Origin of the sequence: Kribbella solani, assembly GCF_014205295.1 — a bacterium.
In the GTDB taxonomy this organism is placed as follows: Bacteria; Actinomycetota; Actinomycetes; order Propionibacteriales; family Kribbellaceae; genus Kribbella; species Kribbella solani.
On record NZ_JACHNF010000001.1, the window covers coordinates 2,890,904 to 2,917,593 of the forward strand.

The 26,690-nt window shown below is 68.1% G+C and carries 23 protein-coding genes and 1 pseudogene; 11 read left to right on the plus strand and 13 right to left on the minus strand.

The window, feature by feature from the left end:
• Window positions 1-80 precede the first annotated feature (80 nt).
• Together sucB and HDA44_RS12940 are read left to right on the plus strand one after the other, a co-directional pair.
• On the plus strand, window positions 81-2,048 hold the full coding sequence (gene sucB / locus HDA44_RS12935; protein ID WP_184834137.1) for a 2-oxoglutarate dehydrogenase, E2 component, dihydrolipoamide succinyltransferase: 1,968 nt from the start codon (window positions 81-83) through the stop codon (window positions 2,046-2,048).
• A gap of 114 nt (window positions 2,049-2,162) precedes the next feature.
• Entirely contained in the window at window positions 2,163-3,050 is an 888-nt protein-coding gene (locus tag HDA44_RS12940; protein WP_184834139.1) for a TIGR01777 family oxidoreductase, read from the plus strand.
• On the opposite strand, the gene HDA44_RS37175 is transcribed toward HDA44_RS12940, so the two are convergent.
• A complete protein-coding gene (locus tag HDA44_RS37175; protein ID WP_238352436.1) occupies window positions 3,043-3,456 on the minus strand; it encodes a hypothetical protein in 414 nt (137 codons plus the stop codon). The two genes, HDA44_RS12940 and HDA44_RS37175, sit on opposite strands and share 8 nt — an antisense overlap.
• A gap of 1,113 nt (window positions 3,457-4,569) precedes the next feature.
• Window positions 4,570-5,361 (minus strand): annotated as a pseudogene (locus tag HDA44_RS38875) (protein kinase domain-containing protein); the annotation flags it as partial.
• Between HDA44_RS38875 and lipB the strand changes: the two are divergent.
• Window positions 5,275-5,991, plus strand: a complete 717-nt coding sequence (gene lipB, locus HDA44_RS12950) for a lipoyl(octanoyl) transferase LipB (protein WP_337905920.1) — start codon at window positions 5,275-5,277, stop codon at window positions 5,989-5,991. The pseudogene HDA44_RS38875 and the gene lipB sit on opposite strands and share 87 nt — an antisense overlap.
• On the opposite strand, the gene HDA44_RS12955 is transcribed toward lipB, so the two are convergent.
• Window positions 5,973-7,361 carry a sulfatase family protein gene (locus tag HDA44_RS12955; RefSeq protein WP_184834145.1) on the minus strand — a complete coding sequence of 463 codons (1,389 nt, stop codon included), beginning with the start codon at window positions 7,359-7,361 and terminating at the stop codon, window positions 5,973-5,975. The two genes, lipB and HDA44_RS12955, sit on opposite strands and share 19 nt — an antisense overlap.
• Before the next feature lie 97 nt (window positions 7,362-7,458).
• Between HDA44_RS12955 and HDA44_RS12960 the strand changes: the two genes are divergently transcribed.
• The gene (locus HDA44_RS12960) at window positions 7,459-8,892 is read left to right on the plus strand and encodes a hypothetical protein (RefSeq protein WP_184834147.1); all 1,434 of its coding nucleotides are present in this window, start codon (window positions 7,459-7,461) and stop codon (window positions 8,890-8,892) included.
• Window positions 8,893-9,003: 111 nt separating this feature from the next.
• Here the strand turns inward: HDA44_RS12960 and HDA44_RS12965 are convergent, their stop codons facing one another.
• The 5 genes from HDA44_RS12965 to HDA44_RS12985 form a co-directional block, all read right to left on the minus strand.
• Window positions 9,004-9,972, minus strand: a complete 969-nt coding sequence (locus HDA44_RS12965; RefSeq protein WP_184834149.1) for a LysR family transcriptional regulator — start codon at window positions 9,970-9,972, stop codon at window positions 9,004-9,006.
• A 109-nt stretch (window positions 9,973-10,081) separates the two neighbouring features.
• Window positions 10,082-11,254, minus strand: coding sequence for an ABC transporter permease (locus HDA44_RS12970; protein WP_184834151.1), 1,173 nt, complete (start codon window positions 11,252-11,254; stop codon window positions 10,082-10,084).
• Entirely contained in the window at window positions 11,251-12,132 is an 882-nt protein-coding gene (locus tag HDA44_RS12975) for an ABC transporter ATP-binding protein (RefSeq protein ID WP_184834153.1), read from the minus strand. Before HDA44_RS12975 ends, HDA44_RS12970 begins: the two co-directional genes overlap by 4 nt.
• Before the next feature lie 141 nt (window positions 12,133-12,273).
• Window positions 12,274-12,933: a response regulator gene (locus tag HDA44_RS12980; protein WP_184843497.1), complete on the minus strand. Its 660-nt coding sequence runs from the start codon at window positions 12,931-12,933 to the stop codon at window positions 12,274-12,276.
• An 11-nt stretch (window positions 12,934-12,944) separates the two neighbouring features.
• On the minus strand, window positions 12,945-14,243 hold the full coding sequence (locus HDA44_RS12985) for a sensor histidine kinase (protein WP_184834155.1): 1,299 nt from the start codon (window positions 14,241-14,243) through the stop codon (window positions 12,945-12,947).
• Between the two features lie 56 nt (window positions 14,244-14,299).
• On the opposite strand from HDA44_RS12985, the gene lipA reads away from it, so the two are divergent.
• The 3 genes from lipA (at window position 14,300) to HDA44_RS13000 (ending at window position 17,358) form a co-directional block, all read left to right on the plus strand.
• Window positions 14,300-15,238, plus strand: a complete 939-nt coding sequence (lipA, locus tag HDA44_RS12990; protein WP_184834157.1) for a lipoyl synthase — start codon at window positions 14,300-14,302, stop codon at window positions 15,236-15,238.
• A gap of 16 nt (window positions 15,239-15,254) precedes the next feature.
• Window positions 15,255-15,950, plus strand: a complete 696-nt coding sequence (locus tag HDA44_RS12995) for a DUF4191 domain-containing protein (protein WP_184834160.1) — start codon at window positions 15,255-15,257, stop codon at window positions 15,948-15,950.
• Between the two features lie 112 nt (window positions 15,951-16,062).
• On the plus strand, window positions 16,063-17,358 hold the full coding sequence (locus HDA44_RS13000) for an SAM-dependent methyltransferase (RefSeq protein WP_184834162.1): 1,296 nt from the start codon (window positions 16,063-16,065) through the stop codon (window positions 17,356-17,358).
• Here HDA44_RS13000 and HDA44_RS13005 read toward each other — a convergent pair.
• Complete coding sequence (locus HDA44_RS13005) at window positions 17,355-17,816, minus strand: RDD family protein (RefSeq protein ID WP_184834164.1); 462 nt, start codon at window positions 17,814-17,816, stop codon at window positions 17,355-17,357. The genes HDA44_RS13000 and HDA44_RS13005 overlap by 4 nt on opposite strands.
• A gap of 188 nt (window positions 17,817-18,004) precedes the next feature.
• On the opposite strand from HDA44_RS13005, the gene glnA reads away from it, so the two are divergent.
• Window positions 18,005-19,429, plus strand: coding sequence for a type I glutamate--ammonia ligase (gene glnA / locus HDA44_RS13010; RefSeq protein ID WP_184834166.1), 1,425 nt, complete (start codon window positions 18,005-18,007; stop codon window positions 19,427-19,429).
• 53 nt (window positions 19,430-19,482) lie between these two features.
• On the opposite strand, the gene HDA44_RS13015 is transcribed toward glnA, so the two are convergent.
• A complete protein-coding gene (locus HDA44_RS13015) occupies window positions 19,483-20,316 on the minus strand; it encodes a helix-turn-helix transcriptional regulator (RefSeq protein WP_337905925.1) in 834 nt (277 codons plus the stop codon).
• A gap of 120 nt (window positions 20,317-20,436) precedes the next feature.
• Here HDA44_RS13015 and HDA44_RS13020 point away from each other — a divergent pair, with 120 nt between their 5' ends.
• Window positions 20,437-21,483, plus strand: coding sequence for an aldo/keto reductase (locus tag HDA44_RS13020; protein WP_184834168.1), 1,047 nt, complete (start codon window positions 20,437-20,439; stop codon window positions 21,481-21,483).
• Window positions 21,484-21,505: 22 nt separating this feature from the next.
• Here the strand turns inward: HDA44_RS13020 and HDA44_RS13025 are convergent, their stop codons facing one another.
• The 3 genes from HDA44_RS13025 to HDA44_RS13035 are packed head-to-tail and all read right to left on the minus strand — an operon-like array spanning window position 21,506 to window position 24,338.
• Window positions 21,506-22,087 (minus strand): dihydrofolate reductase family protein, encoded by a 582-nt coding sequence (locus tag HDA44_RS13025; RefSeq protein ID WP_184834170.1) that lies wholly within the window; start codon window positions 22,085-22,087, stop codon window positions 21,506-21,508.
• Window positions 22,075-22,857, minus strand: coding sequence for a helix-turn-helix domain-containing protein (locus HDA44_RS13030; RefSeq protein WP_337905926.1), 783 nt, complete (start codon window positions 22,855-22,857; stop codon window positions 22,075-22,077). The genes HDA44_RS13025 and HDA44_RS13030 overlap by 13 nt, the downstream gene beginning before the upstream one ends.
• 32 nt (window positions 22,858-22,889) lie before the next feature.
• Window positions 22,890-24,338 (minus strand): DUF2252 domain-containing protein, encoded by a 1,449-nt coding sequence (locus tag HDA44_RS13035; RefSeq protein WP_184834172.1) that lies wholly within the window; start codon window positions 24,336-24,338, stop codon window positions 22,890-22,892.
• Between the two features lie 787 nt (window positions 24,339-25,125).
• Between HDA44_RS13035 and HDA44_RS13040 the strand changes: the two genes are divergently transcribed.
• Window positions 25,126-26,175 carry an LLM class flavin-dependent oxidoreductase gene (locus HDA44_RS13040; RefSeq protein ID WP_184834174.1) on the plus strand — a complete coding sequence of 350 codons (1,050 nt, stop codon included), beginning with the start codon at window positions 25,126-25,128 and terminating at the stop codon, window positions 26,173-26,175.
• Between the two features lie 30 nt (window positions 26,176-26,205).
• A complete protein-coding gene (locus tag HDA44_RS13045) occupies window positions 26,206-26,580 on the plus strand; it encodes a hypothetical protein (protein WP_184834176.1) in 375 nt (124 codons plus the stop codon).
• The last annotated feature ends 110 nt before the right edge of the window (window positions 26,581-26,690 follow it).

The following is a 26,690-nucleotide window of genomic DNA, read 5'->3' on the forward strand; positions in this document are numbered from 1 at the left end:
GCCCGTGACCCGGATCTCGTCCGCTCCGGCGGCACCGTAGGCTGACACTCGACCGATCAGACGAAGGAGCAACGACCGTCATGCCGACCTCTGTATCCCTGCCGGCCCTCGGGGAGAGCGTCACCGAAGGAACCGTCACCCGCTGGCTCAAGCAGGTCGGTGACACGGTTGCCGTCGACGAGCCCCTGCTGGAGGTCTCGACCGACAAGGTCGACACCGAGATCCCCTCGCCGGTGGCCGGCACCCTGCTGGAGATCAAGGCCGCCGAGGACGAAACCGTCGAGGTCGGCGCCGAACTGGCCGTAATCGGCGACGCCGGCGAATCCACCGCCACCCCCGCCGCCGACGCTCCGTCCCAAGAGGCCCCAGCCGCACAGCCCCCGGCCCAAGAGGCCCCCGCTGCGGCCCCCGCCAACGCAGCCCCAGCCGCCGCACCCGCGCCGGCCGCCGCCCCGGCTCCTGCCTCAGCTCCGGCAGCCGCTCCGGCTCCCGCCGCCGCGCCCGCCCCGGCTGCTGCTGAAGCGCCCTCTGCTTCTACTCCGGCCGCCGCGGCCTCAGCCCCCGCCGCATCCGAGGCTGCCTCCGGTGGTTCAGGCACGTCGGTCACGCTCCCCGCGCTGGGTGAGAGTGTCACCGAGGGAACCGTCACCCGCTGGCTCAAGCAGGTCGGCGACGACGTGGCAGTAGACGAGCCCCTCCTCGAGGTCTCCACCGACAAGGTAGACACCGAGATCCCCAGCCCGGTCGCCGGCAAGCTCCTGGAGATCAAGGTCGCCGAGGACGAAACCGTAGAGGTAGGAGCCGAGCTCGCAGTCGTAGGCTCCGGCACCCCCGCCTCCGCACCCGCCGCCACCCCGGCCCCCGAGGCCGCCCCCGCTGCTCCGGCCCAGGCCGCCGCCCCGGCACAAGCACCTGCCCCGGCACCAGCTTCCGCACCCGCCGCAGCCCCGGCCGCAGCGCCAGCCCCGGCTGCAGCCCCCGCCCCGCAGGCCGCACCGCCGGCTCAGGCACCCGCCGCTCAAGCACCCGCCGCTGCTCCGGCCGCAGCCGCTCCGGCTCCGGCCGCCGCGCCGGTCCAGGCTGCCCCGGCTGCTGCTGCCGCGCAGAACGGTGCTGCCTCCGACGGGCCGAACTACGTCACCCCGCTGGTCCGCAAGCTCGCGGCTGAGCACCAGGTCGACCTCGGCGCCGTACAGGGCACCGGCGTCGGCGGCCGGATCCGCAAGCAGGACGTGATCGCCGCCGCCGAGGCCAAGAAGGCCGCCGCGGCCGCACCCGCCGCTGCTCCGGCGTCGGCGGGGGCACCGGCCGCCGCCAAGGCTCCGGTGATCAGCCCGCTGCGCGGCACCACCGAGAAGATGAGCCGGATCCGCAAGGCGATCGCCGCCCACATGGTCAACTCGCTGAAGGTCTCGGCGCAGCTGACCACCGTGGTCGAGGTCGACGTCACCGAGATCGCCAAGCTGCGGAACAAGAAGAAGGCCGAGTTCGAGGCCCGCGAGGGCGTCAAGCTGTCCTTCCTGCCGTTCTTCGCCCTCGCCGCGGTCGACGCGCTGAAGCAGTACCCGAAGCTGAACGCGTCGATCGACGAGGAGAAGGGCGAGATCACGTACCACGCCGCCGAGCACCTCGGCATCGCGGTGGACGTGGAGCGCGGCCTGATGGTCCCGGTCGTGCACAACGCCGGCGACCTGAACATCGCCGGCCTGGCGAAGAAGATCGCCGACCTCGCCGACCGGACCCGGAACAACAAGGTGCTGCCGGACGAGATGGCGGGCGGTACGTTCACCATCACCAACACCGGTAGCCGGGGCGCGCTGTTCGACACCCCGATCCTGAACCAGCCGCAGGTCGGCATGCTCGGGACCGGTGCCGTGGTGAAGCGCCCGGTCGTCATCACCCACCCGGAACTCGGCGAGACGATCGCGATCCGGCAGATGGTGTACCTCGCGCTGACCTACGACCACCGCCTGGTCGACGGCGCCGACGCGGCCCGCTACCTGACGGCCGTCAAGCAGCGGCTCGAAGAGGCCCAGTTCGACGTCTGAGCCGACGGACACCGGCGCCGGTGCTTGTCTCCCCGCGGAGATGGGCACCGGCGCTTTCGTCTTCACCGCTAGGACAGCAAGCGGCGCAAGCAACCCGAGAAGGAGCTGAGCGGGATGAAGTACGTGCTGGCCGGGGCTTCCGGTTTCCTGGGCAAGGCGCTCGCCCGCGACCTGGTTGCCGATGGCCATCAGATCGTGCGGCTGGTCCGGCGTACGCCGGCGGCTCCGGACGAGGTGCGCTGGAATCCGGCCGAGGGTGAGCTCGACGCGGCGGCACTCGGCGACCCCGACGTACTGGTCAATCTGGCCGGGGCGAACATCGGCCGGCCGTGGACCCCGACGTACCGGAACACGATCCGGGAGAGCCGGGTCAGCACGACCGCGACCCTCGCCGCGGTCGCGTCGCGGCTGGAGCGGCCGCCGGTGCTCATCACCCAAAGCGGCATCGGCGGGTACGGGATGGACCTGGGCGATCAGATCCTGACCGAGGACTCCCAGTTGGGCGAAGGATTCCTCTCCGATGTGGTCCGGCTCTGGGAAGGCGCGCTGGAACCCGCCAAGGAGGCCGGCAGCAGAGTCGCGGCGCTGCGTACCGGGGTCGTGCTTGATCGCTATGCTCCGGCGTTTCAACTTCTCTCACTTCCTTTCCGGGTCGGTCTTGGTGGACGGCTCGGGTCCGGCAAGCAGTACTTCCCGGTGGTCTCGTTGACCGATTGGCTGCGCGCCGTACGTTTCGTGGCCGAGCACGATGCGGTGAGCGGTCCGGTGAACATCTCGCTGCCCGCGCCGGCGACCAACGAGGAGTTCACGGCGGCGTTGGCGACGGCGCTGCATCGGCCGGCGTTCGTACCCGTGCCTGGGGTGCTGATGAAGGTTGCGTTGGGCGAATTCGTGTGGGAGCTGATCGGGAGCAAGCGCGCGCTGCCCAGCCGGCTGCAGTCGAACGGGTTCACGTTCCACTACCCCACTGTCGCCACTGCCCTCTCTGCTGCTCTCAACTAGCAGCGTTGGTGATTGCGATGATGCGCCACGGGTGATCGGGCTGGGTGGTGGTCAGGGTGATCAGTCGGGTCGTGGGGATGCCAGGGGGAAGGCGAGTGGTCGTGCCGGCGCGGTCGACTGCTTCGCCGGCGGTGAGGTGGTCGGTCGTCTTGAGGGTGATCGTGGTCGGGGTACGGCGGATGATGGTCGTTTTGTCGAGCTGAATCCGGAGGCCTTTGACTCGGAGTTGCTGATCGCGGTAGCTGGAGAGCAGCGCCCGGTCAGCCCGCCAGGGTGAGCTGCCGGGGACGTACACCTGGTCAAGGATGTTGAGATCGAGCGTCCAGAAAGCGCGTGCGCGGACCGCGTCGAGCGATTGCAGGGTCTGCGTCCAGGTGATCTCGTCCGCCGTCGCCGTACGCGGCATGGCCGACGTGGCTGGATGGCTGGGCGTCGGTTGGTGGGCCTGGGGCTGTTGGGTCTGAGGCTGTCGGTTCTGCGGTCGTCGGGTCTGCGGCTGTTGGGTCTGCGGCTGTTGGGTCTCAGCTGCTTGGGTGTGCGGCGCTTGGGTCTGTGGCGATTGGGTGTCGGGTGGTTCGGGTTGGGGTGGTTGAGTCTGGGCTCGGTGGGGTTGGGCGGTGGCGGAGGTGTTGAGGGTTTTGATGGTTGCCGCGCCGATCGCGAGGACGATGACGGCGCCGAGGGCGGTTGCGGTCAGGACGCCGTGCGGCGCTGGTAGGAGGCGGCGAGGGGTGCGTCGGCGGCGGAAGCTCCTGGCTCGGCGAGAACGGGATCGGCGGGGTTTGCCGCGGCGTTGCGGGCGGGGGCGTTTCGTGCGGGCGGTTGCGGTGGGTGGGGATTGCGGTGATTGACGGAACGCGGCGGTCGGCGGACGTACCGGTGGGCTCGGTGGAAGCGCCGCGAGTCGATCGCGAGGACTCGAACCGACTGCGGGCGAGTCGGTGCTGGTCGCAGGTGAGGGCGCGCCGACGGACGTCGCCGGGCGCTCGTCGGTAGACGCTGATGCGCGCACGTCGCTGGATGCTGGTGCGCGCACGTCGGCAGACGCTGGTACGCGCACGTCGGTAGACGCTGGTGCGCGGACGTCGCCGGACGCTGGTACCTGCACGTCGGCAGACGCTGGTACGCGGACGTCAGTAGACGCTGGTGGGCGCCCGTCGCTGGACGCTGGTCTGGGCACGTCGGCGGACGCTGGTGGACGCATCTCGATGGACGTTTGTGGATGCACCTCGATGGACGGCGGCGTATGGGTGTCGGTGGATGCCGGTGGATGCGCGTCGATGGATGTCGGGTCGGCGGTGTTGGCGGTGGGTGTGGTGGGAGGTTGTGGGGGCGAGGTGGGGTTTGTTGTGGGTGGGGTGGGGATTGGGAGGGCGAGGTCTATGAGGATGGCGGGGGGTGGTGGGTGGATGGGTTGGGGTGTGGTTGGTGGGGAGGTGGGTTGGGAGTGGGGAAGGGTGCCTAGGTGGTGGGTGAGGGTGGTCAGGGCTTCCAGGTCGGATTGCGGGGTGCTGGGGTGGAGAGTCGCGTCGGTGAGGACTGGGCGGCCGGAGGCGTCGAAGAGGATGTTTTGTTGGGTGATGGAGCCGTGGGTCAGGCCAATGGAATGGAGGTGATTCACGGCGCTGGTTATGGGGGCCAGGAGGGTGACTAGTTCGCCTGGGCTCAGTGGCGGGCGGCGGCGGAGAAGGGACTTCAGGCTGCCGGCCACCAGGTATTGGGTGATCAGCAGGAACTCGGTGTCGGATTCATGGAAGGTGGTCAGGCGGGCCAGGTGTGGGTGATGGATGCGGGTGAGGCGGGTCAGGGTTCGGCGGAACTGGGCTGGGCTCGGGACGGCGTTGATCGGGATGCGTTTGAGGGCGGCGTTGCGGCCGGAGGCGCGGTCGCGGACCTGCCAGACGGTGCCGAGCGGTCCGGATCCGAGCAACCGGCGCGGGCTGTAGCCGGCGAGGTCTTCGGGGTCCATGCCCAAGAGGATGCACCGATCGCAACCAAGGCCGCCGAAGTTATCCACAGCCCGCGGCCCCGCACCCGGCGCTCCCGCCGCGAGCCCCGGCCCGGCGACGGCTCGCCACACCCCACAAACCTCACTTTGAGAAGCCACCGCGCGCTTCGACGGCAGAAAAACGCGCGGTGGCTTCTCAAAGTTGGGTCGGCCGCCGGGCGGAGGGCGGGCGGAGGGCGTGGAGGGCGTGGGATGGGGGCGCCTACACTCGAAGGTGTGAGTGCTATCGAGTATGTGGAAGCTGGGTTCGGGGCCGGGGCGGTTGACTACGAGGCGGCTTGGGCTGAGCAGCGGCGGTTGCATGCGGGGGTTGTCGCGGGCACCGCGACGGACACGGTGATCTTGCTCGAGCACCCACCCGTGTACACGGCGGGCAAACGCACCGAGCCGCACGAGCGGCCGCTGGACGGTACGCCGGTGGTGGATGTCGATCGTGGCGGGAAGATCACCTGGCACGGACCTGGGCAACTGGTCGGGTACCCGATCGTGAAGCTGGCCTCACATGTGTACGTCGTGGACTACGTACGGCGGCTGGAGGAGGCGCTGATCGGTGTCTGCACCGAGCTCGGGGTGAAGACCGGGCGGGTGAAGGGCCGCAGCGGGGTTTGGGTGGCGGCGGACGATCGCGGGCGGGAGCGGAAGATCGCCGCGATCGGGATCCGCGTAGCGCAGGGCGTGACGATGCACGGGTTCTCGCTGAACTGCAACAACGACCTGACCTGGTACGACCGGATCGTGCCGTGCGGGATCTCCGACGCGGACGTGACCACGCTGTCCCAGGAGCTGGGGCGCGAGGTCACTGTCACGGAGGTGCTGGAATCGGTGCGGCGGCACCTGGACGTGCTGCTCGCCTGGGACGAGTACGAGCGCAGCGCGGACATCAGCCAGCACGAGGAGCCGCCGACCGCGATCACCTACGGGCTGACGGTCTGATCCTGCGCGGGCAGACCAACGGCTGAACGCCACGACCGGTGCTGGCCGTGCAGGTCGTTCACTACGTCTGGGTGCGCGTCGATGAGGTTGGTCTGCTCGCCGATGTCGTCCGCGAGGTTGGACAGGAACCAGCCCGCACCCATCGGCGCATGCTCGTAGGACCTCAGATGCTGCGTGTTGGCGTCGTCGCCTACCCAACTGAGCTTCCAGTCGCCGGCACGGACCGCCCACTGGAATCCACAGTCCCAGTGCAGCGCTTCGTGCGCCGATTCGGACGTACCCGACAGAGTCGGCAGGATGTTTAAGCCGTCGGTGTCCTCGACGGTCGCACCCGCGGCCGCGGCCAGCGTGGGAACCAGGTCCAGTGTGCTGACCAGGGCATCCGTGCTGCGGCCCGCAGGTAGTTGCCCAGGCCAACGCCAGAGCATCGGGATGCGGACACCACCCTCCCAGAGCGTGTACTTGGTGCCGCGCAACGGAGCGTTGTCGCCGAAGTTGCAGGTGGAACCACCGTTGTCGGTGATGTACACGACCAGAGTGTCCTCGCCCGCCACGTCCAGCAGCCGGCCGATCTCGGCGTCCATCAGCTCCAGCTGGGCCAGGTAGTACTCGCGGCCGTGTGGCAGGTTCGGCACGATCACGTCGTCGTACCACTCCATGAACGGCTTGTCGGTGTCCGGCGCCCAGTCCCGGTAGGCGGGTAGGCCGCGGGCCTTCAGCTCGGCGTCGGGCAGTTGCCAACAGAAGTTGTGTACGGCGTTGAACGCGACCATGCAGAAGTACGGCCGCTCATCCGGCGTACGCATGAACTCCGTCGCGCGCTGACCGAACTCGGTGGTCAGGAAGCCCTCATGATCAACCGGTTCGTCTCCGGAGAGCAACGGCTGTACGGCCATGTGGTGCGCGGCCGGCTGCCCGTACGAAGCGACGGCGTCCTCCGAATGGTGGAGGTAGTTCAGCCGTCCGAACGACTGCCCAGCCAGGCCGTACAGCGTCTCTTCGAAGCCGTGGTGCGGCGGACATGCCCTGTCTCCCACGTCCTCCTTGCCGTAGTGCACCTTGCCGAAGTAGCCAGTCCGGTAGCCCTGGTTGCCCAGCACCTCAGCCAGCGACGGCACGTCGTCCGGTGGGAACGCGGAGGTGTCGAACCATTGACCGCCCCACCGCTGCTGGTACTGGCCGGAGATGATCGCGGACCGGGACGGACTGCAGATCGGCGCGGTCACGTACGCGTCGGTGCAGGTCACTCCCTCAGTCGCCAGCCGGTCCAGGTTCGGAGTGCGTACGTCAGGGTGAATTCCGAGCCCACCACGGTCGGCGTACCCGTGGTCGTCGGAAACGATCAGCAGAATGTTCGGCGGACGGTCCATCAGGACAGCCTAGGCAAACGGTTGCTATCCGTCTCCCTGTCCGGTTGTGCCGAAGTGTCTGCAGGGCGTGACGGCAGATCGTCGCTACCTTGGTGGTGTGTCCAAATTTCTTGGGTTCTTGCTCGGCGTAGCCGTTGCCCTGGCCGGTCCGGCCGTGTTCGGAGTCCTCGCGGCGCCGGGTGGTATCGAGCTGAACGCGAAGGAGATGGCGCTTGCCTTCGGCATCGGCGCGCTGATCTTCTGGGCCGTCGTGTCGTACTTCTCCGGCGCCGGCGCGCTCGGGGCGTTCGTCGCGTTCGGGACGCTGGTCTACTGCTGGCTCTGGATCCCGAACCGGACCACGAACTTCCTGAACGACGTGCCCGGGGTGACGTCGGGGATGATCGACGGGTCCAAGCAGTACACGCTGAACGGTGTGGTGCCGCTGCTCGGGGTGATCTCGCTGGTGTACGCCGTCCAGCTGATCGTCCGTGGAGTCCAGCGCAGGCGCCGTGAGCGGGTCGACGCCGAGCGGCTGCAGCGCGAGCAGGAGGCGGCGCAGGCGCAGCAGGAGGCGGATGCCGCGGCGGTGTACCCGGTTGCCGGAAGCACCTATCCGGCACCGCCGCCGTACGAGAGCCACACGTCGTACGACGACCTGTTCGACGAGCCCGAGCCGGAGCCGGTCAAGCCGCGGAACCAGGCGGATGAGCAGACCGCGTTGTTCCCGGTTGGTGGTGCGGGCGAGGGAGAGCAGACCGCGCAGTTCCCGGGGGCTGGTGCTGGGGGCAACGAGTCGGGCGACGAGACGGTGGTGGCGCAGGCGCCGACCACAGACGAGCAGGAACAGAAGCCAGAGCCGGCACAAGACCCGGAGGCACCGCGGGAGCCCACCACACCAAACGCAACTGGCGACGCTGATCGTGATGCGGCCGGAGCTGGTGCGGCTGCGGCGGCCGGTGGTGCTGCGGTTGGTGGTGCTGCGGTTGGTGGTAGTGCGCCGGCAGAGGCAGCGGTGCAGGCGGACGCCGGCGCAGGGCAGGCGGCCGCTGGCGCTGAGCGGCCGGAGGCTGGTGCTGGGCAGGCGGAGGCTGGTGCGGAGCGGGCGGATGAGCCTGTGGCTGCGGCGTCGGGTGAGCCGGTGCAGGAGGAGCAGTCTGCTGATGGGAGCTCGGATGAGACTCGGGCGGTGCCGGCTCAGGGTGGGGCTGACGAGACACAGGTGATGCCGGCCGGGTCGCCGGTTGATGCTGCGGGCAAGGGTCAACAGCAAGCGACTGAGGCAAATGGCAATCAGGTGGCCGACGCGAAGGATCAGCAGGTGGCCGACGCGAAGGATCAGCAGGTGGCCGACGTGAACGGCCAGCAAGCGGCTGACGGGAAAGCGCAGCAGGTGGATGGCGTCAGTGGTCAGCGGCAAGAGGACAAGGGTGAGCGGCGGGTGGGGCCGCAGGAGAAGGTGGGGGCTCAGTATCGGGAGCGGATGGAGGACCCCGAGGACACCGGGGAGTTTCATCTGGCGTTCGAGAAGCCGATAGTTCGGCCCGCCTGACCAAGTACGAAAGAACCCCGGCTGCTACCACCAAGCACCGAAAGAAACCCCGGCTGCAAACCAATCAAGCACGAAAGAACCCCGGCTGTTACCAGCCGGGGTTCTTATCTGTCAGGCGACGTGCATCCGCTGCTGGTGCTGGTCTCGACGAGCTTGTTCGGTGATCGCCTCGTTGTACGCCACCGTAGCCATCTGTAAGACGTCAGCCGCCATCTGCGCCCGCGGTGAATCGCTGCTCCACGCCAGCACCAGCTTCCGATGAATCGGATCACCAACGAGCGTACGAGTGGTCACGTCGCTGGACAGCATCCGGTAAGACGTAGGCGAGATCAGCGCCACCCCCTGACCACTGGTGACAAACCCCATCAGCACCGACGTATCCACCGAATGGTGCTCCACCTTCGGCTGGAACCCCGCCGACTCGCACGCTGCCCGGAACAGCACGTGGAACCCGCTGTCGTCCGGCGGCTCCCCGATCCACTCCTCGTCGCACAGCGACCCCAGGTCGACCTCACCGCGGGTACGGGACGCGATCGCCACCGGATGATCCGCCGACAGCGCGACGTACGCCGGCTCGGACTCGACAACCGTGGTCGACTCCACGCCGGCGGGCAGCCGCAGCTCGAAGCCGGGGAACTCGCGTAGCAGCGCGAAGTCCAGCCGCCCGCTCTCCAGCTGCTGCAGCAGCACGCTGGACGACCACTCGACCTCGATGCTGACCTGCTCGATCTCACCGTGGTTGCGGAGCCGGGAGGCAATTCCGGACATCGGCGCGGTCGGGAACCCACCGAGCCGGACAGCGGACGATTCCACCGCGGTCATCGCGGACACGGTCGCCGCGAGGTGGTCGACGTCGACCAGGATGGCTCGCGCGCGGTCCACCGCGTACCGGCCGAGTGGGGTCGGCGTGACGCCGGTGCGGGAGCGTTCGAACAGCTCACCGCCGAACGCTGCCTCGATCCGTTTCAGCTGCGCGGTCAGGCTCGGTTGGCTGACCTTGAGCCAGCGGGCGGCCCGGCCGACGGACCCCGCTTCTGCTACCAGGACAACCACCCTCAGGTGGCGCAGCTCGACGTTCATGCGTTGAGACCGTACGCGACGGGTACGCACAGCACACAGGCGCCCTACATTGCGGTTTCGTCACAGCCGGGCCTGCCCCTGTAACGCCAGGCCCGGATGTGACGATGTGCTATGACGCCTTGAGCGCGATCGCCTCACGGTAGCCGAGCCGCCGGCCGGTCTGCAGCAGGGTCCGCTCGTACAGCCGCGCGCCGAGCCGGATGATCAGTACGGTCGCCAGGAGCAGGATCAGGATCGCCAGCAGCGGCTCCCAGACCGGTACGTCCTCGGTCAGCATCCGGCCCGGCATCGACATCGACGACGCGATCGGTACGAAGGACGCGATCTTGGTCGCCGACCCGCCGGCGAAGACCGAGAAGAAGAACGGGATCATCAGGATCATCTGCCCCGGCAAGGTGGTGGAACCGAGGTCCTCCTGCCGGGTGGCCAGCGATCCGGCGACCGCCCACAACCCGGCCAGCGCCACGAACCCGAGCACGAAGAAGACCACGAACCAGCCGGCCACCGGCGCGACCACTTCGAGTACGGCGGCCTGGTCCGTGACCAGCAACCCGATCAGCGCGGCACCCGCGATCACCACGATCTGGGTCAGCGCCAGCACGGTGTTGCCGAGCACCTTGCCCCACAGCAGCGACCGGATCGGTACCGAAGCGGCCAGGATCTCGACGACCCGGCTCTCCTTCTCCTGGACGACGCTTTGCGCGATCATCATGCCGAAGCCGAGCGCGGTCATGTAGAACACCAGCGCCAGCCCGATCTTGACGAAGTGCGACACCAGATCCGGCAACGGCCCGGGCTTCAGCAACTGCAGCTCGACCTTCGTACCGGCGTGCAGCTCGGCCGGGGTGAGCCCTGCCTTGGCGGCGTTCGCCTGGGTACCGACGGTCGCGGCCGCCTCGCGCAGCCCGCTCTCGATCCCGGAGTCGACCTGGTCCTTGCCGAGCACCACATAGCCGTCGGTCCCGGGCAGCAGCGCCGCCTTCACGTCGCCGTCGGTGACGAGCTTCTCCGCGGCCGGGCGGTCAGCGGCGCGGACGGTCTCGTACCCCTTGCCGCCCTTCGTCGTGGACGCCTGCTGGACCACCTTCGTCGCGGCCTCGTCGACCACCGCGATCTTGTCCGCGCCACCCTTGCCGATGATCAGCGCCGGCAGAATCGTCGCGACCATCACGATCAGCAGCATCACCAGCGTCGAGCCGACGAAGGTCTTGTCCCGCAGCTTGGTGGTGATCTCCCGCTCGGCGATCAGCAGCCAGGGGCGGTCGAGGGTCTTGCCGTTCATCGGGTCGCCTCCCGGAAGACGTCGCTGAGCGCCACCCGCTCCGGCCCGAACTCGCGGACCGGACCACGGCTGATCGCCTGTCGAAGGATCTCCTGCTCGCCGACGCCGTCCTCGACGTCGAACAGTGCGGTGCCGCCGGCCACGTCGCGTACGCGGATGCCGCGGACGTCCCGCAGCCAGCCGGCGTCACCGTCGACCACCAGCCGGTACGTCGTGGTCGGCCCGGACGCGAGATCGGACACCGCCCCGGCGGCGACGACCTTGCCGCGGGACAGTACGACCAGGTCGTCGCACAACCGCTCGACCAGGTCGAGCTGATGACTGGAGAACAGCACCGGCACCTCCGGCGTGACCTCCTCGCGGAGCAGATCCACCATCGCGTCCACCGCGAGCGGGTCGAGCCCGCTGAACGGCTCGTCGAGTACGAGCGCGATCGGCTCGTGGACCAGCGCGGCCGCGATCTGTACGCGTTGCTGATTGCCCAGCGACAACGTCTCGAGTACGTCGGTGGCGCGCTCGCCGAGACCGAGGCGTTCGAGGATCTTGTCGGTCCGTTCGGCGGCCCGGTTCTGGTCCAGCCCGTGCAGGCGGCCGAAGAAGACCAGCTGGTCGCGGATCTTCATCTTCGGATACAGCCCGCGCTCCTCCGGCATGTACCCGAAGTCCTGGCGTACGTCCGGCGTCAGCGGCGCGCCTTTCCAGTGCACCGTACCCGCGGACGCACCCAGTACGCCGAGGATGATCCGCATCGTCGTCGTCTTCCCGGCACCGTTCGCCCCGACGAATCCGGTCATCCGTCCCGGTACGACGTCGAAGGTCACGTCGTCCAGCGCCAGATGATCACCGAACCGCCGGGTGAGGCCATCCACCCTCAGCATGTGTCACCGTTCCCATCAGCATCAGCCCCCGGCCGGACGCTCGCCCGACACTGCCAAAGCTAGTGAGAACCGGTCTGCGCGCACGTCGCCCGCGCGGCTGATCGGCCACGTCATCCGCGCGGTGGAGCCGGCGTGGGGGTTCTACGCCCCGGCGTCGTCCCCGGGGGTGACCAGGCCGCACTCGTACGCGAACACGACCGCCTGGACGCGGTCCCGCAGGCCGAGTTTCAGCAGCACCCGGGAGACGTGCGTCTTCACCGTCGCCTCGCCGACGAACAGCTGGGTGGCGATCTCGGTATTCGTCAGGCCGCGCGCGATCAGGCTCAGCACCTCGCGTTCCCGCTCGGTCAGCTCGGCGAGCAGATCCGGCCGGTAGACCCGCTCGCCGCCGCCCGCGAACCGCTTGATCACCCGCCGGGTCACCTCCGGCGCGAGCAGCGCGTGCCCGGAGTGCACGATCTGGATCGCCTCGACCAGGTCCTCGGGCGCGGTGTTCTTGAGCAGGAAGCCACTCGCGCCGGCGCCGAGCGACTCGAACAGGTAGTCGTCCCGGTCGAACGTGGTCAGGATGACGACCTTCCCGGCGTCCTCCGCGACGATCCGCTGGGTAGCGGTGATGCCGTCCATCCCAGGCATTTGTACGTCCATCAGCACCACGTCCGGCCGGAGCGCGAGCGCCAGCTGGATCGCCTTCTCGCCGTCGGCCGCCTCGCCGACGACCTGGATGTCCGGCTCGACCGACAGGATCATCCGGAACCCGGCCCGGACCAGGTCCTGGTCGTCGACCAGCAGCACCCGCATCGGTTCGTCGGTCACGCTTCTCCCCCGGTCAGTGGACGGTTCTGTGGGTTCAGCGGAATCCGGACCCGGACCCGGAATCCTGTCACGGGCCGCGGCCCGATCTCGCTTTCGCCGCCGAGCAGGCCGACCCGTTCCCGGATGCCGACGTGGCCGAGCCGGCTGCCGACCGGCGCGTGCTTCGGGCGGCCGTCGTCGAGCACCTCCAGCTCCACCGAGTCACCGAGGTAACGCAGGGTGAGGTGCGCGCTCCGCGCCGTCGAGTGCTTGCGGACGTTCGACAGTGCCTCCTGGGCGATCCGGTACACCGAGACCGACACCGTCTTGGGCAGTTCCTCGACCGCCCCGATCTGGTGGAAACCGACCTCCAGACCGAGCCCGTTCGCCTCCGCGATCAGCGCCGGCAGCCGGTCCGCGTCCGCCTGCGGCGCCTTCTCGTCCGGCGTACTGACGTCCAGGTCGGGGTCGGCCGCCCGGAGCATCCCGAGCAGCTGGCGCATCTCGTTCACCGCGCTCCGGCTGGACTCCTCGATCACGTTCAGCGCGTTCTTCGCCGCGTCCGGATCGGTGTCCATCACCCGCCGCGCGCCGCCGGCCTGGACACCGATGCTGCTGATGTGGTGGGCGACCACGTCGTGCAGTTCGCGGGAGATCCGCAGCCGCTCGTCGATCACCGCGCGCCGGGCATTCGCCTCCTGCTGCGCGGCCAGTTCGACCGCCTGGGCCTCCAGTTCGTACTGCTGCCGCGCGATCCCCCAGGCGGTACGCCCCCAGAAGTACGCGCCGAAGAAATAGAGAACGTTCAGCGCGACCGTCATCAGCACATTGGACACGTACGGCGAGAACAGCCCGTGGTTCGGGCCTTCGATCGAGTTGTTCTGGAGCGCCTTGACGAAGTTCAGGCTGAGCCAGCCGAACATCGCGATGAACACCAGACCCACCGCTGCCTTCATCAGCCGCCGGTCCCGCGACCACGCCACCGCCGAGTAGATCGACATGAACATCGCCGCCTGGGTGACCAGGTTGCCGGCGAACGCCCACACCGTCCGCTCGCCGATCACCACGAACAGGACGGCGACCCCGATCAGTACCGGGATCGGCCACCGCCGCCGTAAGCACAGCAGCAGCGCGATCAGCACCCCCAGCACGTACGGCTCGACGCCGCCGATGCCGAGATCCGCGCGGGTCGGAAAGGCGCCACGGGCCAGCTCCGTGCCGAGCACGCTGGCGAGCGCCATCCCGACGCCGAGCAGGAGGTCGTAGCGCTGCTCGCGTGCGGTCGGCGCGGGCCGGGACCATGGTGCCTGGGACATGACTCATCAGCCTACGGGTGAAACGCTGCTGAACGGCTACGCGTACCCTGGAGGGCGTGACCATCGCCCCAGAAGGACGGAAACTGCTCAGGCTCGAGGTGCGTAACGCGGAGACCCCGATCGAGCGCAAACCCGAGTGGATCAAGACCCGCGCCAAGATGGGCCCGGAGTACCAGGCGCTGCAGAAGCTGGTGAAGTCCGAAGGACTGCACACGGTGTGCCAGGAAGCCGGCTGCCCGAACATCTTCGAATGCTGGGAAGACCGCGAAGCGACGTTCCTGATCGGCGGCGATCAGTGCACCCGGCGCTGCGACTTCTGCAACATCGACACCGGCAAGCCCGAGGCGCTGGACCGCGACGAACCGCGCCGGGTGGCCGAATCGGTCCGGACCATGGGCCTGCGGTACGCGACCGTGACCGGCGTCGCCCGGGACGACCTGGACGACGGCGGCGCCTGGCTGTACGCGGAGACGATCCGCCAGATCCACGAGCTGAACCCGGGCACCGGCGTGGAGATGCTGGCGCCGGACTTCAACGCGATCCCCGAGCAACTGGCCGAGGTGTTCTCCTCCCGGCCGGAGGTGTTCGCGCACAACGTCGAGACGGTGCCGCGGATCTTCCGCCGGATCCGTCCCGGTTTCCGGTACGAGCGCTCACTCGACGTGATCACCCAGGCGCGCGACTACGGCCTGGTGACCAAGTCGAACCTGATTCTCGGCATGGGCGAGACCCGTGACGAGGTCAGTCAGGCACTGACGGAACTGCACGCGGCCGGCTGCGAGATCATCACCATCACCCAGTACCTGCGCCCGTCCGTACGGCACCACCCGGTCGAGCGCTGGGTGCAGCCGGAGGAGTTCGTCGAGCTGGACGCGGAAGCGCAGGCAATCGGTTTCGCCGGAGTGATGTCCGGTCCGCTGGTACGGTCCTCGTACCGCGCCGGACGGCTGTACCGTCAGGCGATCGAGTCACGTATGAACGCCACCCAGGCATGAACCAGGACGGGTAGAGATGGCCAAGAACGACGCGCCCGAGGAGAAGACCAGCCGGCTGAAGCAGATCCGGCAGGCGTACCAGATGACCAAGAAGTCCGACCCCAAGGTCGGGCTGGTGCTCGCCGGGATCTTCCTCGGCATCACCGCGGTGTTCGTCGCCGTGGCGCTGCTGGTCGGACCACTGCTGGTCTGGCTGCCGCTCGGGGTCGCGGTGGCGTTCCTGGTCACCACGATCATCTTCGGCCGCAAGGTCGAGAAGGCGGCCTACAGCCAGATCGAGGGTCAGGCCGGCGCCGCCGCGTCCGCGCTGCAGACCCTGCGCCGCGGCTGGAACGTGACGCCCGCGGTCGCGGTGACGAAGAACTCCGACATCGTGCACCGGGTGGTCGGCAAGCCGGGCATCGTGCTGGTCGGCGAAGGCCAGGCCAGCCGGGTGAAGAACCTGCTGCAGGCCGAGGCCAAAAAGCACGGCCGGGTGGCCGGTGGCGCGCCGGTGACGCAGATCATCGCCGGTCAGGGCGAGGGCGAGATCGACATCCGCAAGCTGACGAAGCACGTGATGAAACTCCCGGCCGTACTGCAACCGTCCGAGATCACCGATCTGCTGCAGCGGCTGAAGGCACTGGACGCGGTCCGCCCGCAGGTGCCGATGCCGAAGGGCCCGGTGCCGAGCAGCCTGAAGGGCGCCCGGCAGGCGATGCGCGGCCGGTGACCAAACGGTAACCAAGCGGCATGCTCGACAGTTGATCTGTTCAGACATGCGCCGTGGGGAGGCTGGTTGCCCTTAGGGTGCGACCAGGACGGATTACAGGGGACGAGCAGAGATGACGGATCTGATGCCGCCGATGCAGCATCCCGTACACGAACCGGCGACCGAGACGTGGCCGACACTGGCTCGCCCACGCTCGAACCCGGTCCGCCGGTACGGTGCGGCGACGGCGATCCGTCTGGTCGCCAAGGACCTGCCGGCCACCATCCACCTGGACAGCAACCGCTCGTACGGGCTCGGTGGGCCGGCCATGCGGGTGCACCGGACGGCGGCGTTCCTGGATCGGCTCGGCCAGGACGCCGGATCCGGTTTCGGCGAGGCGTACCTGGCCGGTGACTGGGATCCGGAGCCGGGCACCGACTTGGCCGACCTGCTGGTGCCGTTCGCGGAGCGGTTCTCGAACGAGGAGACCCGGCACCTGTTGCCGAAGTGGGCGCAGTCGCTGCGCTGGCTGGTGACCCGGTCGCAGCCGGGCGAGCAGGAGAACGACCGGGCCGGCGCCCGCGAGAACATCAGCCGGCACTACGACCTGAGCAACGCGATGTTCTCGGAGTTCCTCGATCCGACCCTGACGTACTCGGCGGCGTACTTCGGTACGCCCGACCCGGTCGCCGACCTGGCCACCGCGTCGTACGACGAACTCACCGACGCCCAGCTGCGGAAGCTCGACTCGATCCTGGACGCGGCCGGCGTACGCTCCGGATCGCGGGTACTGGACATCGGCTGTGGCTGGGCGAGCCTCGCCGTCCGGGCCGCGCAACGCGGCGCGTGGGTGACCGCGATCACGATCGCGTCGCAGCAGGCACTGCTGGCCCAGCGGCGGATCGCCGAGGCCGGGGTCGGTGACCGCGTACAGGTCGCGCTGCGCGATTACCGGGATCAGATCGGCGAGTTCGACGCGGTGCTGAGCGTGGAGATGATCGAGGCGGTCGGCGAGAAGTACTGGCCGGTGTACTTCGACGCGATCGAGCGGCGGCTCGCGCCCGGCGGCGTCGGTGTCGTGCAGGCGATCGTGATGCCGCACGAGCGGATGCTGGCGACCCGGAACACGTTCACCTGGGTACAGAAGTACATCTTCCCCGGCGGCCTGATCCCGTCGACCAAGGTGATCGAGGACGTGACCACGGCGCACACGGGTCTGCGTACGGAGGTGGTCCGGCATCTCGGCGCGGACTACGCGCGGACGCTGCGGATCTGGCGGAACCGGTTCGTCGAACGCTGGCCGGAGATTTCGGGGCTCGGGTTCGACGACACGTTCAAGCGGATGTGGGAGTTCTACCTGGCGTACTCGGAGGCGGGGTTCCGCACCGGGTACCTGGACGACGTGCAGCTGCTGCTGACCAAGCGTTAACGGCGTACCACGACTGTCTTCGCGGCGAGGTCGTGCAGGCCACGGCGGTCGCGGTCGAAGACGACGGCGGGCAGTACGACGCAGATCAGGAACGACCGGATCACGCCGGCGATCAGGCCGGCCGGCGCGATGATGACCTTCTGGTCGCGGACCGGCACCACCCGGAGCCCGCAGATCCGGTGACCGATGGTGCCGCCGGCCAGGCCGGTCAGGATCGCGCTCATCACGAAGAAGAGCCCCAGGTGCGACGTGTTGTAGTCGTTGCCGCCCGCCCACATCGGTTTCCCGGTCACCGCGGAGGCGATCAGGCCCGCGATCAGCCAGTCCAGCAGCAGGGCGAGCACCCGCCGGCCCCAGCCGGCCACCGAGCCCGGGCCGTCCTCGGCCAGGCCCAGCCGGTTACCCGGAAAACGGAATTCTTCGGAGGGTCCTGTGCCCGGCTGTGCCGACGATGCCATGATGACAGCCTACGGAAGTGCCCTGACGCGACCGGCAACGGACCGGGATCTCTCAGGGCGTCACCGCCGTACACCAGTGGGTCAGCGCGGACACGCTGGGCGTAACATCCGCGAAACATCAGGGTCACGACCGAGAAACCGGCAGGCCCTACGTTCAGATGAATCTCTGAGCCACCCTAGGAGTACGTATGTTTTCCAGCGCTGAGGAGCTGCTCGCCTACGTCAAGGACGAGGGCGTCGAGATCGTCGACATCCGGTTCTGTGACCTGCCGGGCATCATGCAGCACTTCACCGTCCCGGTCTCGTCGTTCGGTCCCGAGGTCTTCGAGGAGGGCCTGGCCTTCGACGGTTCGTCGGTCCGCGGGTTCCAGCAGATCCACGAGTCGGACATGAAGCTGCTGCCGGACCCGACCAGCGCGTTCATCGACGAGTTCCGGTCCGCGAAGACGCTGGTGGTCAACTTCTTCGTCCACGACCCGCTGACCGGTGAGGCGTACTCGCGGGACCCGCGCAACATCGCCCGCAAGGCGCAGGAGTACCTGAAGTCGACCGGGATCGCGGACACCGCGTTCTTCGCGCCGGAGGCCGAGTTCTACGTCTTCGACGACGTCCGGTTCGAGACCAAGGCGAACTCGGCGCACTACTCGATCGACTCCGTGGCCGGCGCCTGGAACACCGGGCGGGTCGAGGACGGCGGCAACCGCGGCTACAAGGTCCGCTACAAGGGTGGGTACTTCCCGGTCGCGCCGACCGACCACTTCGGCGAGCTGCGCGACGACATCACGCTGGCGCTGGAGCGGTCCGGCCTGATCGTCGAGCGCGCCCACCACGAGGTCGGCACCGCCGGCCAGGCGGAGATCAACTTCCGCTTCGACGAGCTGCTCAAGGCCGCCGACGACGTGATGAAGTTCAAGTACATCGTCAAGAACACCGCCTGGCAGGCCGGCAAGACCGCGACCTTCATGCCGAAGCCGATCTTCGGTGACAACGGTTCGGGGATGCACTGCCACCAGTCGCTGTGGAGCAACGGCGACCCGCTGTTCTACGACGAGTCCGGGTACGGCGGCCTGTCCGACATGGCCCGCTGGTACATCGGCGGCCTGCTCAAGCACGCCCCGTCGCTGCTGGCCTTCACCAACCCGACGGTGAACTCGTACCACCGCCTGGTCCCCGGCTTCGAGGCGCCGGTCAACCTGGTGTACTCGTCCCGGAACCGCTCCGCCTGCATCCGGATCCCGATCACCGGTTCGAACCCGAAGGCGAAGCGGATCGAGTTCCGCTGCCCCGACCCGTCGGCGAACCCGTACCTGGCCTTCGCGGCCCAGCTGCTGGCCGGCCTGGACGGTATCCGCAACAAGATCGAGCCCGCCGACCCGGTCGACAAGGACCTCTACGAGCTGCCGCCGGAGGAGCACGCCGGCATTGCGCAGGTCCCGACGTCCCTCCCGGCCGTCATCGACGCCCTGGAAGCCGACCACGACTTCCTGCTCGAAGGCGACGTCTTCACCGCCGACCTGATCGAAACCTGGATCGATCTCAAGCGCGAGCAGGAAATCGCCCCGATCCAGCTCCGCCCGCACCCGCACGAGTTCGAGCTCTACTACGACGTCTGAGCCGTCTAGTCAGCTAACAGCCCACCCGGTCCGTCCGGGTGGGCTGTTTGCGTTCAGGCGAAGGTTTGGGTGCCGATCACTTGGAGGAGGGCCAGTTTGTCTCGGGTTTCGGTGCCTTCCAAGGGGAGGAAGGCTCGGACCCGGAGGTCGGCTTCGGGGGTGAGGAGGACCTCGCAGGACAGGTCGAGGGTGCCTACCTCTGGGTTCAGTACGCGTTTGCGAGGTAGGCGGTGGACGGCGACCTCATGGGACTCCCACAAGGTGCGGAACTCCTTGCTGCTGTCCAGGAGTGCGGTGACCAGCTCGGCCACGTCCGAGTCGCCGTTGCGGCGGGTGTGGGTGGCGCGGAGTTCGGCGACATGGGATGCCGAGTGGGCGGGCCAGTCCTCCTCGGGGAAGATCTGGCGGGTCCGGGGGTCGGTGAACCATCGCCAGGTCAGATTGCGTTCCAGACCGTGGCCGGAGGGTACGCCGAGGATCACGTCGCTGAGGTGGTTCTGCCACAGGACCTCTTCGATATCCGTACAGATGCAGACCGGGATGTCTGTGAGGCGTTCGACCAGGCCGAGCAGTCCTGGGCTGATGTGGCGACCGGCGCGGCGCAGCGGTGGCGCGAAGCCGGCTAGGTGGTACAGGTGGTCCCGCTCGTCCAGATCGCAGCGCAGCGCGCGGGACAGGCTCGCGATGATCGGCTCCGACGGGTTCGCGCCGCGGGACTGCTCCAGCCGCGAGTAGTAGTCGGTCGACATCTGCGCGAGTTGCGCGACCTCCTCGCGGCGCAGACCCGGCGTACGCCGCCGCGCGCCGTCCGGCAGACCTACATCGGCAGGACTCAACAGCTCCCGGCGCCGGCGGAGGAAGTCGGCCAGGCCGTCACGATCGATCACACGTTCCATCATGCGTGCCGCGGTGGCGCCGATCCAGGGACAACCTGTCCGTGGATGACGTGGGCCTTCTCCCGGCGGTTCGAGCCGGTCAGGGTGGAGGCACACCCCAAGGAGGAATCCATGCAGTACCGCACGCTCGGACGGACCGGTATCAAGGTCAGCCCGTACGCCCTCGGCGCGATGATGTTCGGTGCCGTCGGCAACAGTGATCACGGCGACTCGATCCGGATCATCCACAAGGCACTCGATGCCGGGATCAACTTCGTCGACACCGCTGACATGTACTCGGCCGGTGAGTCCGAGGAGATTGTCGGCAAAGCACTCGCTGGTCGCCGCGACCGGGTCGTACTCGCCACCAAGTCGCACCTGCCGATGGGCGACGACCCGAACCAGCGCGGCAACTCCCGGCGCTGGATCATCACCGCGGTCGAGAACTCGCTGCGCCGGCTGGGGACCGACTACATCGACCTGTTCCAGATGCATCGCCCGGACCCGGACACGGACATCGACGAAACCTTGTCGGCACTGACCGATCTGATCCGGAGCGGAAAAGTGCGAACAATAGGATCGTCGACAATGCCGGCGAGCGAGATCGTCGAGGCGCAGTGGGTCGCCGATCGGCGCGGCTTCGAACGCTTCCGCACCGAGCAGCCGCCGTACTCGATCCTGAACCGTGGCATCGAACGCGAGGTGCTGCCGATGGTCCAGAAGTACGGAATGGGCGCCCTCGTCTGGAGCCCCCTCGCCGGCGGCCAACTCACCGGCCGAATCCGCCAACCCCAGTCATCGGACCCACGGCAAACCCAGTCGGATTTGCGGCGGGCGGAGATGTTCGGGTTCATGAGGGACGAGCGACGGCTCGAGGTGGTCGAGCAGTTGATCCCAATCGCCGAAGCAGCCGGGATCAAGCTGACGCACCTGGCGCTGGCGTTCGCGATCGCGCATCCGGCAGTCACGTCGGCGATCATCGGACCACGCACCATGGAACACCTGGACGACGCCCTGGCCGGCCTGGATGTCGTCCTCGACGACGACCTCCTCGACACGATCGACAAACTCGTCCCACCAGGCACCGACTTCGGCCGCCTGGACATGGACTACAACACCCCACCCATCCTCACCCCCACCCTCCGCCGCCGCCCCCTCGACAACCGCTCAGCCGCCTAAACCCCCAGGGTGAGGTGGTGGGTTAGTGGCGTACCTGGTAGCGGAGGTGGAGGACCCGATCGGACTGGAGTACGACGTCGGGGTCCTCCAAGAGATGTTGTGCGTGGACTGAGCCGAAGTAGCGTTTGCCGGCGCCGAAGATGACGGGGACAACGTCCATGCGGACCTCGTCGACCAGTCCGGCCGCGAGTACCTGGCCGCCGACGTCGCCGGCCGCGACCTCGACCAGACGGTCGCCGGCGAGCTCCTGCGCCTTGGCTACGGCTGCCTCGATCCCGTCGACGAAGTGAAACGGTGCGTCGGGGTCCCAGCCGTCGGGCGCCGGGCGGTGGGTCACGACGACCAGGTGATCCATCCCGCCCGGCGGCTTCCCGTCCCAGCCGTCGGTCAGGTCGAAGACGTGACGCCCGACGACCGTCACCCCGATCTGATCCCAGTACGGCCGGATGTAGTCGTACGACGCCCGCGACACCTTCAGTACACCGCTCTCGTCCAACGCGACGTCACCGCTGGTCAGCCAGTCGAACAGCGGTCCGGGCTGATCGTTCTCGTCCGCGACGAAGCCGTCCACCGACACCGAGCTGTACATGATCACCTTGCCCACAGGGCCCTCCTCCACGTTGGGGTGGCCTCAAATTGGCGTCTCGCGAGCTGTCCTTCTTGTAAGAAATCAATCGGCACCGGCCAGTTGTCCAGCACGTGCCCGGGATGCTCCCGCAGAAACCGCCGCCGGACCTCGACGTACTGGGTCGGCGTCAGCCCGGTGAACGCCCGGAACTCGTGGCTGAAGTGTGCTTGGTCGAAGTAGCCGGCGCCTCCGGCGACGTCGCCCCAGTCGATCGGTTCGGCGGGATCGATCGAGAGCACCGTCGCCGCGATGACGCTGCTCGTGTGGCGTACGAGAGCCAGGCCGGCGGTCTCGGTCAGCCGCCGCATCAACTCGTCCTCGAGCACGGTCAGCATCTCGTCCGGACCACCCGCCGCGGCCAATCGGTCTTGCAGCTCAGCGACAGCAGCGCGGCCCCAAACCTGCTCGATGGTCACCGGCCGGTCGCACAGCTCGGCCGCCGGCATCGGCAGGAACGGCGCCAGGCCCCACGCCTTGACGTGCACACCGACCGACCGGGTCTGGAGCGGATAGCCGAACTCCAGCGCGCGGCTGGGTGTGGTGATCACGCAACCATCGGCGTACTCGGCTGACGAAAGGTCAGCGCCACCGCGGATGCGAAACGGGTCCCCGAGGATGACTATCAGCAACGCCCCCGGCATCGGCGGCAGCATCAGCCGGGCGTACGGCGGCGTGCCCTCCAGGTAATAGAGGTCGTCGATCAGCCCGTCCAGCGGCGGCCGCGGCACTCTGGACACGTACTCCACGTCCACAGCATCCCCGATACCCGGGGCGGTTGTCAGATGCCGGATCGTGCCTGGATTCGGCCGGCGCCGACGGCTGCGATCAGGGCCTTGTGGTCCTGGATGGTCTGGTCCGCGTATTTTTCGGAGAAATCGGTGATTGCCTGGTCGAAGCGGGTGGATTTGCCCAGGTATCCGGCGAGGGCGAAGCGGTCGCCGGAGCGGGCGTGGGCTCGGGCCAAGGTCCAGCCGCAGAGTTGTGCGTACAACGTCATCGCCGCGGGGTTGAGCGCGTCGATGTCGGCGGACATTTTCCAGTCGCGCAATTGGCGTACGTAATAGTCCTGCTCGCCGTCGGTGGTATCAGCGCGCAACCAGCCGAGGAAAATGTCACTTGCGGCCTGCATCATTCGTTGCCCGACCACCACCCGCTCCCCCTGGTTCGCGTGTCTCGCGTGGTTCGGGACAGCCGGAACGTACGCGGACAACGCGGACTGACCCGCCTGCTTCGCCTGTAGCAGGAGTGCCTCGTCCGCGACGGTTGACTCCAGCAACATGATCCATGCGCGCGTCCCGACGCTGCCGACGCCGACGACCTTGTGGCCGACGTCGGCCAGGCGGAAGTTGTCGAGCAGCCGCCGCCGGTCCTCCTGCAACGTCCCGCGGTACTCGGCGATCAGCCGCCGCAATTGCGCAAGCAGCTGATCGGAATCGACATCGGTCAGCTCGTCGATCGGTACGACCAGCGGCGGCTGCGACACGATCCGGCGGTGCCCGTCGACCATCGTGGTGAGTTTCCCGATCGCCTGCATGCTGTTGCGCGTGTACGCCTTGGCGAGCTTTCCCTCGGCCACCTTCACTTCTTTGCGTTTCCGCTGCCCCGACGAAAGGGTCGCCTTGTACCGCGCGGCAAGATCCTCCATGTCCATTCGCGCGTACCACACCGCGAGAATCGGCTGCCGGGCGAATTCACGCAATGCTTCGCGATAGTGGCGTACGACCGTCGCCGTCACTTCCCGGCACTGCTTCACCGTGAATCCGTTGTCCCGCCCGGCCACGACGAAACTCGCCGCCAGCCGTTTGACATCCCATTCGAACGGGCCCAGAAAGGTCTCGTCGAAGTCGTTGATGTCGAAAACCAGACGGCGCTCGGGAGACGCGTACGCGCCGAAGTTCGACAGGTGCGCGTCGCCACAGACTTGCACCGTGAGGCCGGTCGGCGCGCTTTGCGCGAGGTCGGCTGCCATCACCAGGGCAGCGCCACGGTAGAAGGTGAACGGTGAGACAAGCATCCGTCCGTACCGGATCGGCACCAGGTCAGGTACCCGATCGGCATCCTGACTGATCAGCAGCCCGACCGGATCACGATCGGAGCTCAGTCGCACTTCGGCGTGCGACTCGAGCGGAACCTGCTTCCGAACGGCCTTGCCACGCGCCGCCCGCTCCTTCGCGCTCAGCTCGTCCGGCACCGAACCCCCGGACCCGACCCCCCGCTCGTCTGCCATACAGCCAGCGTCACCCACCCACCAACCTTTTACCAGCACCACCGCGACATACCATACGGCAAGAAGTTTTGTGCACGGTGCCGGAAAGTTCCGTGAGCGGTGGCCTGATGCGGAGCCGCCGGCCGCTGTCTTGCCTGCTCGGATGCAGGGTTGCCTCCTGAAGATTCGAGGGGCCAACCCTGCACTTCAGGCGATACCCCGTCAGATGGAGGGTTCGCCCCGCTCACCACACCGGGCCCACACACTGGCCCCACGTCGGCCCCACGAAGTACACCCAGCGGGCGCTCCCCGAAACGACGGCCACTGTCCGGGGTGATGGTGCTCCTGTCCACCCCGCGGCTTTGAGAACCCACCGTGCATTGCCGCGGCCGATGGGTACGCGGTGGCTTCCCAAAGCGCGCCGGACGGCGGGTACACGGGACGGAGCCGACGGAAGCGGGTACCGGCGGGGCAGCCGGGGGGGGGTGAGTAGCAGCTGGCCGTCATGGATATCGGCGGGGGACAGTACGTAGATGCCCACTGCGGGAGATCGAATGGGTTGCCGGCGCGCGACTGCGGGGTGCTATCCGTATACGGCAGAAGAGCCGGATATCCACCCGTCTTGTGGGTTCTCTACCCGCACACCAGTAGAGAACCCACCACGCCAGTGGAGAACCCCAGCCGGGAAGTAGCACCGCCCGCTCGCGAAACGCCCGCCAAACGGCCGGTGATGCAACCTGTTGCGGCGAGGTGACCAGTTGGCGAGACTTGGAATGTTGACTAATTGGGTTAACTTAAGCTGCTTTGTATGAGCTTTCTCTGGTACCTTCCGAACCAGGTTGAGCCTGGGCATCGTGGCGATGACACCGTCCAGGGGCACAACGGGATCGACCGGCTGACCGAGCTGGCGCGGCTTGCCGAGGATCATGGGTGGGAGGGTGCGCTGATCGGCACCGGGTGGGGCCGGCCGGACACGTTCACCGTCGCGACCGCGCTCGCCGCGCGTACCACCACCTTCCAGCCGCTCACCGCGATCCGCCCCGGCTACTGGCATCCGGCTCATTTCGCATCCGCCGCGAGTACGCTCGACCAGCTCACCGGCGGCCGCCTGCTGATCAACATCGTGTCCGGGCAGGACAATCTGGCCGCGTACGGCGACAGCGAAGGCGATCAGCCGCAGCGGTACGCCCGGACGAAGGAGTTTCTCCAACTGGTACGGCGACTGTGGACCGAAGAGGACGTCACGTACGCCGGGGAGTACTTCGCGGTGACCGGATCGACCGTCGCGACACGTCCGGTCGTACGGCCGGGACGCCCGCATCCCAAGCTGTACTTCGGCGGCGCATCCGACGCGGCGCAACGGGTCGCCGCCACGGATGCCGACGTGCAACTCTTCTGGGGCGAACCGCTGGACGGAATCGCCGCCCGGATCGCGCGGCTCCGCGAACTGGAGAACGAACTCGGCCGCGAACATCCGCCGCTCGAGTTCGGCCTGCGGATCACCACACTGGTTCGCGACACCGGCGAACAGGCCTGGGCCGACGCCGAGGCGAAGGTCGCGAGGATGGCCGAGGCGCAAGGCAAACGCGACGGCCTCTGGTTCCGCGCCGAGGGCCAGCAACGCCTGCTCGCGCTGGCCGAACGCGGCGAGGTGCTCGACGACAATCTCTACACGGCGCCCGGCAAGTACGGCGGCGGTGGCGCCGGCACGACCTGGCTGGTCGGCTCCCCCGACGAGGTCGCCAAGTCTTTGCGTAAGTACCGCGAGCTCGGGGTCACGCACTTCATCCTCTCTGATACTCCGTACCGCGAGGAGACCGTCCGGATCGGCGATCAGCTTCTCCCCTTGCTCAACTAATATGCATGCGCATCGCATAGACTTGCGGGCATGGATCTCGAAGGAGCAATCAATCGGTGGCACGAGCGGGTCAACGAAGGTGATCTGCAGGCGGTTCAAGAGGTAGTGAGTGACCCGGTGGTGGTGCTCGGGCCGAAGGGGGCCGGGCCGATCACGCCGGCCGGTTTCGCGGAGTGGGTGGAGCGGTCGGGCATCCGGCTCGTACCGCGATCGTGGCATCCGATCAGCGCGCGGCTGATGGTGGTCGAGCAGGACGCGAGCTGGCCGGAGAGCGCGGCACCGACGCGGGTGGCGACGTTGTTCCGGGCGAGTGGGGACAAGGTGTCGGCCGCGCTGCGGTTGCCGGACCTGCGATCGGCGCTCGAACTCGCGTACATCTGCCGCGAACTCGCCGCGACCGAGTAGCCGCAGCGCACCGCGCCGCACGCGGGTGGGATGCGGGCGGCGCACTCGCGCCGCGCGAGCGGCGTGCGGGTGGCGCGGCGGACGGCGCATCGGACGGCGTGCGAGCGGCG

Excerpts from the sequence above, each read along its gene's own strand:
- HDA44_RS12965 (WP_184834149.1), bottom strand. The coding sequence starts at position 9,972 with ATGAACGTCGAGCTGCGCCACCTGAGGGTGGTTGTCCTGGTAGCAGAA.
- HDA44_RS12955 (WP_184834145.1), bottom strand. The coding sequence starts at position 7,361 with ATGGACCGTCCGCCGAACATTCTGCTGATCGTTTCCGACGACCACGGG.
- HDA44_RS12980 (WP_184843497.1), bottom strand. The coding sequence starts at position 12,933 with ATGCGGGTGCTGCTGGTCGACGACCAGGACCTGGTCCGGGCCGGGTTC.
- HDA44_RS12975 (WP_184834153.1), bottom strand. The coding sequence starts at position 12,132 with ATGCTGAGGGTGGATGGCCTCACCCGGCGGTTCGGTGATCATCTGGCG.
- HDA44_RS12970 (WP_184834151.1), bottom strand. The coding sequence starts at position 11,254 with ATGAACGGCAAGACCCTCGACCGCCCCTGGCTGCTGATCGCCGAGCGG.
- HDA44_RS13005 (WP_184834164.1), bottom strand. The coding sequence starts at position 17,816 with ATGGCATCGTCGGCACAGCCGGGCACAGGACCCTCCGAAGAATTCCGT.
- HDA44_RS13045 (WP_184834176.1), top strand. The coding sequence starts at position 26,206 with ATGGATCTCGAAGGAGCAATCAATCGGTGGCACGAGCGGGTCAACGAA.
- HDA44_RS13035 (WP_184834172.1), bottom strand. The coding sequence starts at position 24,338 with ATGGCAGACGAGCGGGGGGTCGGGTCCGGGGGTTCGGTGCCGGACGAG.
- sucB (WP_184834137.1), top strand. The coding sequence starts at position 81 with ATGCCGACCTCTGTATCCCTGCCGGCCCTCGGGGAGAGCGTCACCGAA.
- HDA44_RS12995 (WP_184834160.1), top strand. The coding sequence starts at position 15,255 with ATGGCCAAGAACGACGCGCCCGAGGAGAAGACCAGCCGGCTGAAGCAG.
- HDA44_RS37175 (WP_238352436.1), bottom strand. The coding sequence starts at position 3,456 with ATGCCGCGTACGGCGACGGCGGACGAGATCACCTGGACGCAGACCCTG.
- HDA44_RS12985 (WP_184834155.1), bottom strand. The coding sequence starts at position 14,243 with ATGTCCCAGGCACCATGGTCCCGGCCCGCGCCGACCGCACGCGAGCAG.
- glnA (WP_184834166.1), top strand. The coding sequence starts at position 18,005 with ATGTTTTCCAGCGCTGAGGAGCTGCTCGCCTACGTCAAGGACGAGGGC.
- HDA44_RS13000 (WP_184834162.1), top strand. The coding sequence starts at position 16,063 with ATGACGGATCTGATGCCGCCGATGCAGCATCCCGTACACGAACCGGCG.
- HDA44_RS12940 (WP_184834139.1), top strand. The coding sequence starts at position 2,163 with ATGAAGTACGTGCTGGCCGGGGCTTCCGGTTTCCTGGGCAAGGCGCTC.
- HDA44_RS13040 (WP_184834174.1), top strand. The coding sequence starts at position 25,126 with ATGAGCTTTCTCTGGTACCTTCCGAACCAGGTTGAGCCTGGGCATCGT.
- HDA44_RS13020 (WP_184834168.1), top strand. The coding sequence starts at position 20,437 with ATGCAGTACCGCACGCTCGGACGGACCGGTATCAAGGTCAGCCCGTAC.